This window comes from Bacillus sp. YKCMOAS1, assembly GCF_030268125.1.
In the GTDB taxonomy this organism is placed as follows: Bacteria; Bacillota; Bacilli; order Bacillales; family Bacillaceae; genus Bacillus; species Bacillus safensis.
Map to the genome: position 1 here is coordinate 1 of NZ_BSEI01000004.1, position 13,531 is coordinate 13,531.

The following is a 13,531-nucleotide window of genomic DNA, read 5'->3' on the forward strand; positions in this document are numbered from 1 at the left end:
TTCCGCAGTAGCTCAGTGGTAGAGCTATCGGCTGTTAACCGATCGGTCGTAGGTTCGAATCCTACCTGCGGAGCCAAATGGAGAAGTACTCAAGTGGCTGAAGAGGCGCCCCTGCTAAGGGTGTAGGTCGCGCGAGCGGCGCGAGGGTTCAAATCCCTCCTTCTCCGCCATTATTGTATGGCCCGTTGGTCAAGCGGTTAAGACACCGCCCTTTCACGGCGGTAACACGGGTTCGAATCCCGTACGGGTCATTTTTAAAAGAGATCTTGTCAAAGATCTCTTTTTTGTTTTCTTCAAAACGAAAGACCGCTATCATGGCGGTCTTTTTTTACATATTCATGGAATAGATCGTATAAGACAAGTATGTCGCAAAGAAGCCCCATAAGACATAAGGGATCAGTAAAATTGGAACGACTTTGCTTACTTTACGTGAGACGATGACAAGTGCAAGTGCTGTTAGTGCAACGAGCAGGCAGTCGATCGTAGCTACAAACAAATCCTTTTGTGTAAATTGAAAAAAGCTAAAGACTTGATTGAATACGTAATTTAAAAGGAAAAGAATCCAAAATGGTAAAGTGATTTTTTGGAATCCATATTTTCCATAAATGATCGCTGCGGACAATGAGATGAGTGCAAATAAGACAGCCCACACAGCACCAATTACACCGCCACCAGGTGTCCATTCTGGTTTATTTAATGCGTCATACCATTCTCTGTCGATGGGGAACAAGAATCCGGCAATAGAGAATAGTGCGTATGTAATAAAGAAGACGACAATCGCCCAAATGATACTTTTTCTAGCCATCAAGAATCTCCTCCAATCAAATTCACTCTTAAGGTGATTTCCCAATCATTACATGATATAAACATAAAGCCCCCAATATGAGGGGGACTAATGATTTTCTTTTGTATAAGGTTCTTCCTCGTACGGTTTCAAGTCACCAAATACCGTCATGACACCTTCTTCGTCTAATGCTTCTTCATAGGCCTCGTGTGCTTTGTTCGGATACACCTTGCTTGCTTTTCCTTCAATATCAGCAGCTGCGAATCCTTCGTAGTCCTCCACATAATCTTCATCTTCTGATTGTGTATACACATCATCGTATGTCAGAGGAGGGAATTCCATATCAGACGGGGTATCAGAGTTTCCGTAGCGTTCTACGTCTTGGTAGGCATCCTCTCCGTCGTACGCAGCACTTTCTTCATTTTCAAATTGTCCTGCTGGTGGACTTAATAAATCCTCTTCAATCGGACGGTTTTGTGAAACGGTCTGTTCTTTTGAGTGCTCTGTGCATGTGACAGCAGTAGGCAAGGCTTCTAAACGTTCCTTTGGAATAGGGGCTTTACAGACCTTGCATAGTCCATAAGAGCCGTCTGCAATGGCTTGAAGTGCTTCATCGATGTCTAACATATGTTCATGTTCCAAGCTATTTAAAGCAATATCTTTCCCACGCTCGAACAGCTCTGTCCCTTGATCGCCCGGGTGGTTATCATAGGCAGACAGTTCTCCGACTGAATCGTAAGGAAAGGATACTTTCTGTTCATCGTCATGGCTTTTGGCTTCAAGTTCTTTCTTTTCATCGAGAAGGCGCTGCTTCAAATGATGTAATTCGTCTTTTGACAACAAAGCGATCATCCTTTCATATCAAACATATTGTTAGTATGAGCAATTTTGTATGTTAGACTAGTTCCAATTTGAAGCAATTCCTAATAAAAAAACGCCTGCGGCTGCAGGCGTTCTTTGTTACGCGATATAGTATTGTAAGATCAAAGCGATCGTCAGCAGAAAACCAAAAAATGTATTGGTTTGAGCTGTAGATTTCATGGCATTCATTAATTCAATCGGTTTTTCTTTTTGCTTAAACTCTTTAATGGCTGTATAGGCTTTTGGCACACTGAGTAAAACAAGAAGACTCCAAAGACCGACGATATCTGTAAAGATATAAACAAAAATGAGTACATATGATACCAAAAACATGGAAAGTAAAATGTTCACTGCAGCTTTACGTCCAGCAAGAATGGCAAGTGTTCTTCGTCCATTTTCCTTATCTCCGTCTAAATCACGGATATTGTTCGATAGTAAGATGGCACCAACTAAAATAGAAATTGGTAGTGAGATGAGAACCGCTTTAGACGTCAGAGTGCCTGTTTGGATATAAAAACTTATCAGGATAATCCCTAATCCCATAAAAGCACCTGAAACAAGTTCTCCAAACGGTGTATATGCAATTGGTACAGGGCCGCCAGTATAGAAATAGCCTGCTGCCATACAAATAAGTCCTATTAGTGCAATCCACCAGCTGGACATCATGCAAATATAGACCCCAAGTAATAAAGAAAGTGCAAATAGTGCATAAGCGAGGCTGAGGACTGTCTTTGGCTTCACACCGTTTCTTACAATGGCTCCGCCGATGCCGACAGATTTCTCGTTGTCCAGCCCGCGAACATAATCAAAGTACTCATTAAACATGTTTGTTGCGATTTGGATAAACATAGATGCAAACAGCATGGCTAAAAATAGCCCAACATGTATTTGACCACTTGGAAGTGCTAAAACAGTTCCTAAAGTAACGGGAATAAATGCCGCAGTTAGTGTATGCGGTCGTAGTAAATTCCACCAAATTCGCCAGTTTTTATCAGGCTTTATTGGTGAAAGCTGATCTGATATCGATTGATGCTGCATAAAATATACTCCTTTAAATAAAAAAATACGTACACGTCCAAATTCCAGTTTAGCAAAGTTCAAAAAGGTGTCAATATATTGATGCGATGAATCGGGAAAAAGATGTTTGCTAATCGTTGCCATATTGAAGGAAAGCTTGATTTTAGAACGGTCCTGCCAATTTGCTTTAGATGCTCTCGTTTCAATAAGCAAGAGCGAAAAAATCTTGAAAGCGTGATATAATAAGGATTCGAGGTTTTGAAAGCTGTTTTCTTTACTAAGTTCATCTGTTAAGGTTTATAATAGAAAAGCAGGTCATTCGACATATTCGAATGTTCATGTATTTTTTCATTATGTTTTTATTTTTTATGTAATTCATGGATTTTGGAGGAATGTATCATGGTGACAACAGTGCAAAGTACTTTCCGGCAGGAAGCGCTTGCGACATTAGAAGAAGCGAATAACGTCAACCATGCTGTTTTGATAAGCTACTCCAGAAGAGTTGACGATCTGGATCCTCTTGCCTTTTTCCAAAGCGGCGAAGCGGATTTTTTAGGCGAGCGGTTTTTTTGGTCTGATCCAGAAAGCCAAATGATATTTTCTGGACTTGGCAGAGCGGCCGTCATTAAATCATTTGAGCAAGGCAAGGAACGATTCGATATAGTCCATCAAGAATGGGAACAGCTCAAGCAGCACATGTTCCATTTTCATGATGAGAAGGAGTTAAAGCAAGTGGCTGTTGGTCCGCTTTTATTTGGAGGATTCTCGTTTGATCCGTATGAAGAGAAGGCGCGTCATTGGGAAGCATTTGGCGAGGCTCATTTTTTTGTGCCATCGATCATGCTGACTGTCTCAAAAGAAGGCAGTTTTCTTACGGTCAATGAGTGGAAGCAGGTGGACGGGAATGTTCATCAGCTTATTCAGGAATTAGAACAAAAAGCCTCTCGTTTCGAGACATTGCCAGTTCGGACTGGTGGACAAGTTGAACTTGTTCATGTGGAAGAGCTGGATGTGAAGAAATGGATGAAGGCGATCCAAGAAGCGACAGACCACATTCGTGCAAACGAATATGAAAAGGTTGTTTTAGCAAGAGAAGTCTTGCTTCACTATAAAAATCAAATTGAACTCGCTCCACTATTAGCGGAATTATTAAAGCATCAAACAACGAGTTATGTATTTGCGGTTGAACAGGGAAGACAAGCATTTGTCGGAGCCACGCCGGAACGCTTAGTGAAAAAAAGCGGCGGAGAGGTCTTTTCATCCTGTTTAGCAGGTTCCATTGTTCGCGGAAAAGATGAAGCGGAGGATCACGCATTAGGCGAGGAACTGCTGCATGATGAGAAGAATTTGATTGAACATCAAATTGTCGTCAATATGATTGAGCAAGCATTTGAAGCCAATTGCCTTCACGTGCATAAACCAAATCAACCAAGTCTTTATAAAACAAAAAACATTCAGCATTTGTTTACACCGATTGTGGGAGAAATTAAAAGCAGCTGTTCCCTTTTTTCATTAATTGAGCAGCTCCATCCGACGCCGGCACTAGGCGGATATCCAAAGGAAAAGGCGGTTGAAGTGATTCGTGAAATCGAACCGCTCAAGCGCGGCTGGTATGCAGCGCCGGTAGGCTGGATTGATTCTCAGGATAATGGAGAATTTGCTGTAGCCATTCGGTCAGGTCTTATTGAGGAAGACCGTGTTCGTTTGTTCGCTGGCTGCGGAATTGTAGAGGATTCCCTTGCAAAGCAGGAGTATGAAGAAACACAAGTGAAGTTAAGACCAATGCTGTCTGCTCTTGGAGGTCATCCTATTGAATAATCACATCATGACAACATATATAGGCAGATTGATGGATGAATTCGTCCAAGGTGGTGTGAAAGAGGCAGTTGTCTGTCCTGGTTCTCGTTCAACTCCGCTTGCGATGCTGGCCCTTGCCCATCAAGACATCCATGTTCATGTTTTAGTGGACGAACGGTCTGCTGCTTTTTATGCGCTTGGTCTTGCAAAAGCAAGTCAATCACCAGTGCTGCTTATTTGTACATCAGGTACGGCAGCTGCTAATTTTTATCCAGCCGTTGTAGAGGCGCATTATTCTCGTGTACCTCTTATTGTTTTAACTGCTGATCGGCCGCACGAATTGAGGGAAGTTGGAGCACCTCAAGCGATTGATCAGCAATTCTTATTCGGTAAGTTTGTTAAATGGTTCACAGACTTAGCTTTGCCGGAGGACAGTCAAACGATGCTGCGTTATGTTCAGACGGCAGCTGCGAGAGCAAATCACATGTCGATGCAGGAGCCAAAGGGGCCTGTTCAGGTCAATGTACCTCTGAGAGAGCCATTGCTTCCTGATCTGTCTATTGATCCTTTCGCGCGAAAAGAAGAGGATACGAAAAAGGTATTAGCATCAGGTCAGGCTTTCCCTAATGATCGAGTGATGTCTGAAATCGTGACCGTCATGAACCAATCCAAAAAGGGATTGATTGTGGCTGGTGAACTTCATACACAGGAAGAAAAAGAGGCAGTTTTACGCCTTTCGAAAGCCCTGCATTTACCTATTTTAGCTGACCCACTTTCTCTTTTGCGCAACGGCCATGAAAATGAAGATCTCATTATCGATGCGTATGATTCTTTATTAAAAGATGAAGCATTACAGCAGCATCTATTGCCGGATATGGTCATTCGTTTTGGACCGATGCCAGTATCTAAGCCTTTATTCAAGTGGCTGGAAAAACATGCGGAAGTGAAGCAGATTGTTGTAGATGCTGCCGGAGGTTTCCGTGATCCTGGGTTAAGTGCTTCATACGTTATAGAAAGTCATGTGGCTGCTTTTGTAGAAGCATTATTAAAGCAAGCAGTACAGCGTAAAGAGACAAGTTTCTTAAACCGATGGCAGAATGCTAATTCATCATTTAGAACTCATGCAGCTAGCTATTCAGATGAGGATTTGTCCTTTGAAGGGAATGTATATCGTCAGCTTCAGCACCTCTTGCCAAAAGAGAGTGTCCTTTTTATCGGAAATAGTATGCCGATTCGTGATGTAGATACATTTTTTGAAACTCAGTCCAAGCCTTTTCGAATGATGGCGAATCGCGGAGCAAATGGTATTGACGGCGTTGTGTCTACAGCACTCGGCACGTATGCAGCTTTGAAGCAGCCAGTCACTTTAGTCATTGGAGATTTATCATTTTACCATGATATGAACGGTCTGCTTGCAGCTAAGCTGATGGACATTCCGCTGACAGTTGTTTTAATAAACAATGATGGGGGAGGTATCTTTTCTTTCCTTCCGCAGGCGTCTGATGAATCGTATTATGAAAAGCTCTTTGGAACGCCGACAGGACTGAATTTTGAGTATGCATCGAAGTTATATGGGGGAACCTATTCAAAACCCGCAACGAAACAAGAGTTGCATGATGTGTATATGGCGCATATCGATGAACCTGGGCTTCATTTAATTGAAATTGAAACAGATCGTCATTCCCGTGTAGACAAGCATCGTCAAATGATGGATGACATATTGGAAGAAGTGAAAAAAGAATGCCTTCTCTCATCATAAGAATGCGTGATGGGGTAGCGTACGAAGTGGTGGATCAGAACCCTTCGGCAGCAAATCCCACACTATGCTTACACGGCTTCACTGGAAGTGCAGCGTCTTGGACGTTCTTGAATGCTTATTTGGAGAACGCAAGACTGATTCAGGTCAGCTTGCTCGGACATGGGCGTACAGACTCGTCAGAAAGTGTGAGAAGATATGCGATGTCTCAGCAGCTGGCAGATCTTGCAGAGATTTTAAACCAATTAAAGCTTCACAAAGTGAATATTCTCGGATATTCTATGGGAGGGCGTATTGCTTTATCATTTGCCGCTCGTTATCCAGATCGTGTCAACAAACTGATCCTTGAGAGTACGTCTCCAGGGCTTCGCACATTTAAAGAGCGGATGGCAAGACTGAAGCAGGATCATCAGCTTGCTCAAAAAATCAGGCATGAAGGCTTAGTGAAGTTTGTGGATTTTTGGGAAAGCATTCCTTTGTTTGCTTCGCAGAAAACTTTATCAGCGGAAAGGCAGACTGAACTGAGAGAAGGAAGACTGAAAGCCAATCCACTTGGGCTGGCTCGCAGCTTAGAAGGCATCGGAACAGGTTCACAGCCGTCTATTTGGAAGGCATTAAAGCATATTCATTTACCTGTTTTGCTCATTTGCGGAACGCTTGATGAAAAGTTCTGCCATATCGGCAAATGTATGCAGCAGGAGCTGAAGGAAAGTCAATTCATATTGGCTGAGCATGCTGGGCATACAGTTCATGTGGAACAACCACATTTTTTTGGTAAAATAGTAAGTGAGTTTATTTTAGCGCAAGATTAGAGGAGGAAATATTGATGGCTATTGAATGGCAAACTGAGCGTCAGTATGACGAAATTTTATATGAAACGTATAATGGGATCGCAAAGATTACGATTAATCGTCCACACGTACATAACGCGTTTACCCCAAAGACTGTTAGTGAATTAATCGATGCATTTTCACGAGCTCGTGATAATTCAGAAGTTGGTGTGATCGTACTTGCAGGTGCTGGCGGAAAAGCATTCTGTTCTGGTGGAGACCAAAAAGTCCGCGGCCATGGCGGTTATGTAGGAGACGATCAAATTCCACGTCTAAATGTATTAGACTTACAGCGTTTGATTCGTGTCATTCCAAAACCGGTTGTTGCGATGGTTGCAGGTTATGCAATCGGAGGCGGGCACGTTCTCCACATAGTATGTGATCTGACAATTGCAGCAGATAATGCGATTTTTGGACAAACAGGTCCAAAAGTAGGCAGCTTTGATGCCGGTTACGGTTCAGGCTACCTTGCACGTATTGTAGGTCATAAGAGAGCAAGAGAAATCTGGTACTTATGCCGCCAATACAATGCACAAGAAGCGCTTGATATGGGACTTGTTAACACAGTTGTCCCATTAGATCAGCTTGAAGAGGAAACAGTAAAGTGGTGTGAGGAGATGCTAGAAAAGAGCCCGACTGCTTTACGATTCTTGAAGGCTGCATTTAACGCAGATACGGATGGATTAGCTGGAATTCAGCAATTTGCAGGAGATGCGACACTTCTTTATTACACAACAGATGAAGCAAAAGAAGGACGCGATTCCTTTAAGGAAAAACGCAAGCCGGACTTCGGCCAGTTCCCGCGTTTCCCTTGATTCAATGATATTAATGAACAACAGCTTAGTGCATCAGACTAAGCTGTTTTCTTTTACGAAAAGGAGGTGTCTCATGATGAAGCAACCCAATTGGCTGCTGCACCGTGCCTATTTAACACCAGATCGAGTCGCGCTTATTTATCAAGAGAAAGAGTGGACATTTCACGAATTAGCTCAAGAAGCGGACGAACTTTCAAATAGACTTGCACAGGCATCATTGAAAAAAGGGGAAACGGTTGCGCTTTTGATGAACAATCATCCTCACATGGTGATGCTTGTACATGCGTGTTTTTTATTAGGATTAAAAATCGTGCTATTGAATAATAAGCTGACAAAAGCTGAAAGGCGCTATCAGCTAGAAGATGCAAAAGCAGCGGCGTTATTAACGGAATCTATTTATGCAAGCGATCATAAGGGTGATTTACCCGTTTATACAATGGAAACTTTACCTCAACCAGGGAAAGGCCATGAAAAAAAGATCGAGAGCGAATTTGATTTGAATGAAACAGCGACCATCATGTATACATCTGGGACAACAGGACGTCCAAAAGGGGTAGAGCAAACGTTTGGCAATCATTTTCATAGTGCTGTTACCTCCGCATTGAATTTGGGTCTCAGAGAGGATGACCGCTGGCTCATTGCCCTGCCTCTTTTTCATATTAGCGGATTATCAGCTTTATTTAAGTCTGTGATATATGGAATGACAGTTGTGCTTCATCAGAAGTTTGACGTCGATGAAGTAAAGGATTCTATTGAACGGCATCGTGTGACGATGATTTCTGTTGTGCAGACGATGTTATCTCGTTTATTAAGCAGACTAGAAGAATGTCCGTCTTCTTTGCGTTGTCTTTTATTAGGCGGAGGACCTGCGCCTTATGCGATGCTCCAAGAAAGCAAAGAGAAGGGCTTTCCTGTCTTTCAATCGTACGGTATGACGGAAACCTGTTCACAAATTGTGACGCTTGCACCTGAATTTAGTGTAGAGAAGCTTGGGTCAGCGGGAAAACCTCTTTTTGGGTGTGAACTGAAAATTCAAGATGGTGATCGCATTTGCCGTCCTTTTGAGCATGGCGAAATTATGGTGAAAGGTGCAAATGTGATGAAAGGATACCTTTACCGTGAAGAAGCGAACGCGGCTGCCTTTCATGAGGGCTGGCTGAAGACGGGGGATATTGGCTATGTGGATGAGGAAGGGTTCTTATTTGTGCTTGACCGCCGTTCAGATTTGATTATTTCTGGCGGAGAAAATATTTATCCTGCGGAAATTGAAGCGGTTCTTCTAACACATCCGCATGTAAAGGAAGCCGGAGTAACGGGTATGTATGATGATAGATGGGGAGAGGTACCGGCTGCTTTCCTTGTAACGGATGATAAGATACCGGAGAATGAGCTCTATGCTTTATGTGAGTCGCATTTAGCCAAATATAAATGGCCCGCCGCTTTTCACTTTGTGAACGAGCTGCCAAGAAATGCATCGAATAAATTGCAAAGGCACAGACTCAGATCAAAGGGGTTTTCAAATGATTCAAATTGAACGAGTAATTTTATATCATGTCACGATGAAGCTTAAACAACCATTTACAACAAGTCTTGGAACCATTTCAGAGCGTGAGTTTATTATTGTTGAAGTAAAAGATCAAACAGGATTGACTGGATGGGGAGAGGTATCTGCTTTTTCTTCTCCTTGGTATACAGAAGAAACAATTGAGACTTGCTATCATATGCTGAGGGCTTTCTTTATCCCGAACGTGCTGACGCGCACCTTTACACATCCTTCAGAAATACCTGACAGTCTGTATCAATTTAAAGGCAATAGGATGGCCAAAGCAGGCATTGAAGCGGCTGTTTGGGATATTTATGCGAAGCGTGAGAATAAGTCTTTACGCGATGTATTAGGAGGCACAAAAGATAGAATACCATCTGGTGTTGTGGCGGGGTTAGGCCCTATTGACGATATGCTTGAGCAAATTCAGCAATTTGTTGATCAAGGCTATCAGCGGGTGAAGGTAAAAATTAAACCGGGACAAGATATTGGACTTCTTCAAAAGATAAGAGAGTCTTTTCCTGATCTGCCATTAATGGCAGATGCAAACTCTGCTTATGAATTAAAAGATATTAGCAAGCTCAAGCAGCTCGATGATATTCGCTTATTAATGATTGAACAGCCTCTAGCTGCAGATGATATTGTGGACCATCGCCATTTGCAAAAACATTTAAAAACGCCGATTTGTTTAGATGAAAGTATTTGTTCTTTAGATGATGCCAGAAAAGCTGTAGAGCTTGGCAGCTGTCAAATTATTAATGTGAAGCCTTCACGAGTTGGCGGACTGACAGAGGCTCTTAAAATTCATACGTTCAGTAAGGAGCATCAAATTCCGTTATGGTGCGGGGGCATGATTGAAACAGGTATTTCCCGCGCGCAGAACGTGGCACTTGCTTCACTTCCTCAATTTACAATTCCCGGTGATATTTCAGCTTCGTCAAAATTTTGGGAGCAGGATATCATTTTTCCTGAAATTAAGGTTGAAAATGGATTTATTGAGGTGCCTCGCTCGCCAGGAATGGGCGTAGAAGTTGATTACCAAGCTCTCCGTTCGTTTTCAGATAAAATCGACGTGTTTACAAAACATGATTTTGTGAGATAAAAACGAAGAAACCAACTTTTGCTTATCCAATAGAATGTATGTATAGTAAGGGAAAGTTTTTCCTTCCTGTCTGAACAAAAAGAAAGAGCGGTGACCCGCTCTTTCTTACTCTTCTACCAGCTCGCTGTCATAAGCAAGCTGTCCGATATACTGATGCATTTCATTGGGTATGTTTGCTGCATGTCCATATTCATAATCCCAAAGGTTTAAAAAGGAGTGAGCGGCTTGATGGAATGCGGCTTCATCCGCGTCATGAATTTCGTCAAAAAACGTTTGAAGCAGCCGATCATGTTTCAAATTGAAGCGCCTCCTTTAATGAGACTTAAAGATCTTGTGGTTTAAACGTTTTACAATCCGTTTCTTCACTTTTCTCAGCCGTATTTCCTGTGTGGCTGACGACATAGATTGCATCTGCACCACAGCGGTTTCCAGCATTCCAATAGGAACAGTTATTGACTTCACAAAGGATTTTTTGACTCATACAGATGACCTCCTTTTGAGTATGTCTTTCATCTATAATGTAACCGAAATGAAGCTCGTCCATTCATGTTAATCTTCCTGGCGAATATAGCGCTTATCCTTCATAAATAATTTCCAGAAGAAATAGAACCCAGGAAATAAGATGATAAAACCTACAATATAGGTGATAAATAATGCCCTAAATGTGACAGGGTCTGTAAATCCAGACATGATTGTAATATCTGGATAGGCCATGTAAGGCAAGTGAGCACGCCCGTACACATAGCTTGCTAAGAAATATTGAATGGTAATCGCAATGACGGCAAGACGTGGTCTCCCTTTCCGATGCTTAAAACGGCTGTTTGGTAAAAATAGAGCTAGTCCTGCTAGCAGGAACATTAGGAGAGATACAAGAAGAATAGGGATGTTCTGCATCATTTTTGTGAACAGCCAATTCGCCTCGCTTCGTAATGTCAGCATGATAAAAAAGGCCATCATGAGTGAAAGTGGACCCGTAATGAGCGCCCCTCTTCTATAAATGCTGTAAGCTTCATCTTCATTAGCTACATTAGAGAAATCAGCTAAAAGCAAAGACGAAAGAAAAAGGGTGCTGAAGATGGCAAAGCCGACAAAAGAATAAACATTTGCACTTGTAAAGACCAGTCCAAGATCTAATGAGTAGACGTTGTTCTCCTGAAAGATAAATCCACCATGGGTAATTGGGAGAACCATGATCAGGATGGACGGAATGATAAAGCCGCTGATCCCTGAAATATAAGTCACCGCTTTTCTGTATTTCTTAGGCAGTGAATGAGAAAACACGAGAAACCCGCTTCGTAGTGCAAGAAGCAATAAGATGATGCTGCCGGGTATTAATAAAACGGTACCAAGTACAAAGGTTGCACCTGGAAACAGGCTGAACAATGCGACAACGATGGCCACAATAAAGACGTTTGTCACTTCCCATGTTGGAGAAAGATACTTATTCGCGATATTAGCTGCCTTTGTTTGTTCTCTATTCATATAAATCATCGACCAAAATCCTGCGCCGAAATCCATTGATGCCATCACTGCATAGATAAAAACGAATCCCCATAAGATGGTGATTGCAATGAGCGCATCAGTTGTAACATCCATTTGCATCAAGATCGCTCCCTTTTTAAGATTCTGTTAACCGTAGGTCTTCTTCAATCGTATGTTTTCTAAAGTAGTACGTCAGCACAATAACAGTTGCTATGCCTAAGATGAGATAGACAATGGCAAAAAGGATAAAAAGTGTCCCGATCGAGCCAGATGATGTGACAACCTCTGAGGTTTTGAGCATTCGATAAATGACCCATGGCTGACGGCCTGTACATGCAAAGATCCAGCCAAATTCAATAGCCAAAAGACTAAGAGGCCCGCCGAATAAGTAAAGAAAAAGAAGCCACTTCGGGAATTTTTCCCGTTTTAAAATTTTACGATAAAGCAGTGCTAATACCGCAAATAGAATGAGCACCGATCCAATAATGACCATGCCGTTAAATAATGTGTGTATAAATAAAGGCGGCCACTCGTCACGGGGAAAATCATTTAAACCTTTGACCACCGTATCGAAGCTATTTCCTGCGAGAAAACTAAGCGCCCAAGGAATTTCGATCGCACCTTTAATTTCCTGCGAATCAGCATCCGTAAAACCACCTATTGCAAGAGGCGCATGTGATTGCGTTTCAAATAAACCTTCAGCTCCAGCCAGCTTTTCAGGCTGATATTCATACAGAAGCTGAGCAGATTCGTGGCCATTTAAGGCTGTGAGAAAAGAGAAAAGTCCTCCTACAATGAGTCCAAGAAAAAGGGCTTTTCGATGAAATGTATAGAGCTTCTCATTTTTTTTAGTTTTGAGCATTTTAAAAGCTGCAACGGAAGCAATGACAAAAGCACCTGTTGTAAAAGCAGACAGCACAACATGTGTAGCAGTCACAGCAAAGCTTGGATTGAAAAAGGCCTTCCAAGGCTCGATGTTTGTGATTTCTCCATTCACCATCTGAAAGCCAGCAGGTGTCCCTTCAAAAGCATGTACGTTTGTAATCAGAATCGCTGATGCAGCTGCACCAATGACGATAAAAATAACCGTAATGATGCGCATTGCATTTGATAGGCGATCCGCTGCGTACACATAAATAGACATAAATAATGCTTCTATAAAGAACGCATAAATTTCAATCTGGAATGGCAGTGACATGACTTTTCCGATAACCTCCATAAAACCTGGCCATAAAAGGGCAAGCTGCGTACCAGCAATAGTACCTGTTGGGATGGCGACCCCTAATAGAACAGCTTGTGCTTTTGTCCATCGCTTGGCCATGATGGCATAATGCGGGTCCTTTGTTTTTTGAAAGATGAGTTCAGCTAACAAAATCATTAGCGGGATGCCAACGCCAAGCGAGGCATAAATAATATGAAAGCCCATGGTTGTGCCGAACAGGCTTCTAGCTAAAACGAGATCAGTCAATTTTTTCTCCGCCTTTCTTATCGCTTCTCTTTTTCATGATGCTTATTATTCTCAACCATTTTTAGATTATTCTTCC

General features: G+C 42.2%; 13 protein-coding genes and 3 tRNA genes. 9 read left to right on the plus strand and 7 right to left on the minus strand.

Translation table 11 applies throughout. The annotated features are described in order from the left end of the window. The first annotated feature begins 1 nt into the window (after position 1). The 3 genes from QSJ46_RS12590 to QSJ46_RS12600 all read left to right on the plus strand — a co-directional run bounded on the left by QSJ46_RS12590 (position 2) and on the right by QSJ46_RS12600 (position 251). Positions 2-76, plus strand: a tRNA-Asn gene (locus QSJ46_RS12590). A 3-nt stretch (positions 77-79) separates the two neighbouring features. Continuing rightward, a tRNA-Ser gene (locus QSJ46_RS12595) sits at positions 80-170 on the plus strand. A 9-nt stretch (positions 171-179) separates the two neighbouring features. Beyond that, positions 180-251, plus strand: a tRNA-Glu gene (locus QSJ46_RS12600). A 77-nt stretch (positions 252-328) separates the two neighbouring features. Here QSJ46_RS12600 and QSJ46_RS12605 read toward each other — a convergent pair. The 3 genes from QSJ46_RS12605 to QSJ46_RS12615 all read right to left on the minus strand — a co-directional run bounded on the left by QSJ46_RS12605 (position 329) and on the right by QSJ46_RS12615 (position 2,683). Further along, a complete protein-coding gene (locus QSJ46_RS12605; protein WP_285604795.1) occupies positions 329-805 on the minus strand; it encodes a TspO/MBR family protein in 477 nt (158 codons plus the stop codon). A gap of 87 nt (positions 806-892) precedes the next feature. Further along, positions 893-1,627, minus strand: coding sequence for a TraR/DksA C4-type zinc finger protein (locus QSJ46_RS12610; protein WP_285604796.1), 735 nt, complete (start codon positions 1,625-1,627; stop codon positions 893-895). 117 nt (positions 1,628-1,744) lie between these two features. Further along, on the minus strand, positions 1,745-2,683 hold the full coding sequence (locus tag QSJ46_RS12615) for a 1,4-dihydroxy-2-naphthoate polyprenyltransferase (RefSeq protein ID WP_024424940.1): 939 nt from the start codon (positions 2,681-2,683) through the stop codon (positions 1,745-1,747). Between the two features lie 378 nt (positions 2,684-3,061). Here QSJ46_RS12615 and QSJ46_RS12620 point away from each other — a divergent pair, with 378 nt between their 5' ends. The 6 genes from QSJ46_RS12620 (at position 3,062) to menC (ending at position 10,505) form a co-directional block, all read left to right on the plus strand. After that, complete coding sequence (locus tag QSJ46_RS12620) at positions 3,062-4,480, plus strand: isochorismate synthase (protein WP_107163178.1); 1,419 nt, start codon at positions 3,062-3,064, stop codon at positions 4,478-4,480. Further along, on the plus strand, positions 4,473-6,218 hold the full coding sequence (gene menD / locus QSJ46_RS12625) for a 2-succinyl-5-enolpyruvyl-6-hydroxy-3-cyclohexene-1-carboxylic-acid synthase (RefSeq protein ID WP_047203541.1): 1,746 nt from the start codon (positions 4,473-4,475) through the stop codon (positions 6,216-6,218). The genes QSJ46_RS12620 and menD overlap by 8 nt, the downstream gene beginning before the upstream one ends. After that, positions 6,200-7,027 carry a 2-succinyl-6-hydroxy-2,4-cyclohexadiene-1-carboxylate synthase gene (menH, locus tag QSJ46_RS12630; RefSeq protein WP_285604797.1) on the plus strand — a complete coding sequence of 276 codons (828 nt, stop codon included), beginning with the start codon at positions 6,200-6,202 and terminating at the stop codon, positions 7,025-7,027. Before menD ends, menH begins: the two co-directional genes overlap by 19 nt. A gap of 14 nt (positions 7,028-7,041) precedes the next feature. Then, complete coding sequence (gene menB, locus QSJ46_RS12635; RefSeq protein ID WP_285604798.1) at positions 7,042-7,860, plus strand: 1,4-dihydroxy-2-naphthoyl-CoA synthase; 819 nt, start codon at positions 7,042-7,044, stop codon at positions 7,858-7,860. 73 nt (positions 7,861-7,933) lie between these two features. Continuing rightward, on the plus strand, positions 7,934-9,394 hold the full coding sequence (locus tag QSJ46_RS12640; RefSeq protein ID WP_285604799.1) for an o-succinylbenzoate--CoA ligase: 1,461 nt from the start codon (positions 7,934-7,936) through the stop codon (positions 9,392-9,394). Beyond that, positions 9,381-10,505 carry an o-succinylbenzoate synthase gene (gene menC, locus QSJ46_RS12645; RefSeq protein ID WP_099663582.1) on the plus strand — a complete coding sequence of 375 codons (1,125 nt, stop codon included), beginning with the start codon at positions 9,381-9,383 and terminating at the stop codon, positions 10,503-10,505. Before QSJ46_RS12640 ends, menC begins: the two co-directional genes overlap by 14 nt. Positions 10,506-10,610: 105 nt before the next feature. Here menC and QSJ46_RS12650 read toward each other — a convergent pair whose 3' ends face one another. From QSJ46_RS12650 to QSJ46_RS12665, 4 genes are all read right to left on the minus strand, one after another. Continuing rightward, entirely contained in the window at positions 10,611-10,802 is a 192-nt protein-coding gene (locus QSJ46_RS12650) for a hypothetical protein (RefSeq protein ID WP_107163183.1), read from the minus strand. Between the two features lie 25 nt (positions 10,803-10,827). Beyond that, on the minus strand, positions 10,828-10,986 hold the full coding sequence (locus tag QSJ46_RS12655; protein WP_008360682.1) for a DUF1540 domain-containing protein: 159 nt from the start codon (positions 10,984-10,986) through the stop codon (positions 10,828-10,830). A 68-nt stretch (positions 10,987-11,054) separates the two neighbouring features. Continuing rightward, entirely contained in the window at positions 11,055-12,101 is a 1,047-nt protein-coding gene (locus tag QSJ46_RS12660) for a cytochrome d ubiquinol oxidase subunit II (RefSeq protein ID WP_169510868.1), read from the minus strand. Positions 12,102-12,123: 22 nt separating this feature from the next. Continuing rightward, positions 12,124-13,455, minus strand: coding sequence for a cytochrome ubiquinol oxidase subunit I (locus QSJ46_RS12665; RefSeq protein WP_047203537.1), 1,332 nt, complete (start codon positions 13,453-13,455; stop codon positions 12,124-12,126). Positions 13,456-13,531 lie beyond the last annotated feature (76 nt).

What these genes read in the sequence shown, in the direction of transcription:
- QSJ46_RS12605 (WP_285604795.1), bottom strand. Translation starts at nt 805, where the DNA reads ATGGCTAGAAAAAGTATCATTTGGGCGATTGTCGTCTTCTTTATTACA.
- QSJ46_RS12620 (WP_107163178.1), top strand. Translation starts at nt 3,062, where the DNA reads ATGGTGACAACAGTGCAAAGTACTTTCCGGCAGGAAGCGCTTGCGACA.
- QSJ46_RS12655 (WP_008360682.1), bottom strand. Translation starts at nt 10,986, where the DNA reads ATGAGTCAAAAAATCCTTTGTGAAGTCAATAACTGTTCCTATTGGAAT.
- QSJ46_RS12615 (WP_024424940.1), bottom strand. Translation starts at nt 2,683, where the DNA reads ATGCAGCATCAATCGATATCAGATCAGCTTTCACCAATAAAGCCTGAT.
- QSJ46_RS12640 (WP_285604799.1), top strand. Translation starts at nt 7,934, where the DNA reads ATGATGAAGCAACCCAATTGGCTGCTGCACCGTGCCTATTTAACACCA.
- QSJ46_RS12660 (WP_169510868.1), bottom strand. Translation starts at nt 12,101, where the DNA reads ATGGATGTTACAACTGATGCGCTCATTGCAATCACCATCTTATGGGGA.
- menH (WP_285604797.1), top strand. Translation starts at nt 6,200, where the DNA reads ATGCCTTCTCTCATCATAAGAATGCGTGATGGGGTAGCGTACGAAGTG.
- menB (WP_285604798.1), top strand. Translation starts at nt 7,042, where the DNA reads ATGGCTATTGAATGGCAAACTGAGCGTCAGTATGACGAAATTTTATAT.
- menC (WP_099663582.1), top strand. Translation starts at nt 9,381, where the DNA reads ATGATTCAAATTGAACGAGTAATTTTATATCATGTCACGATGAAGCTT.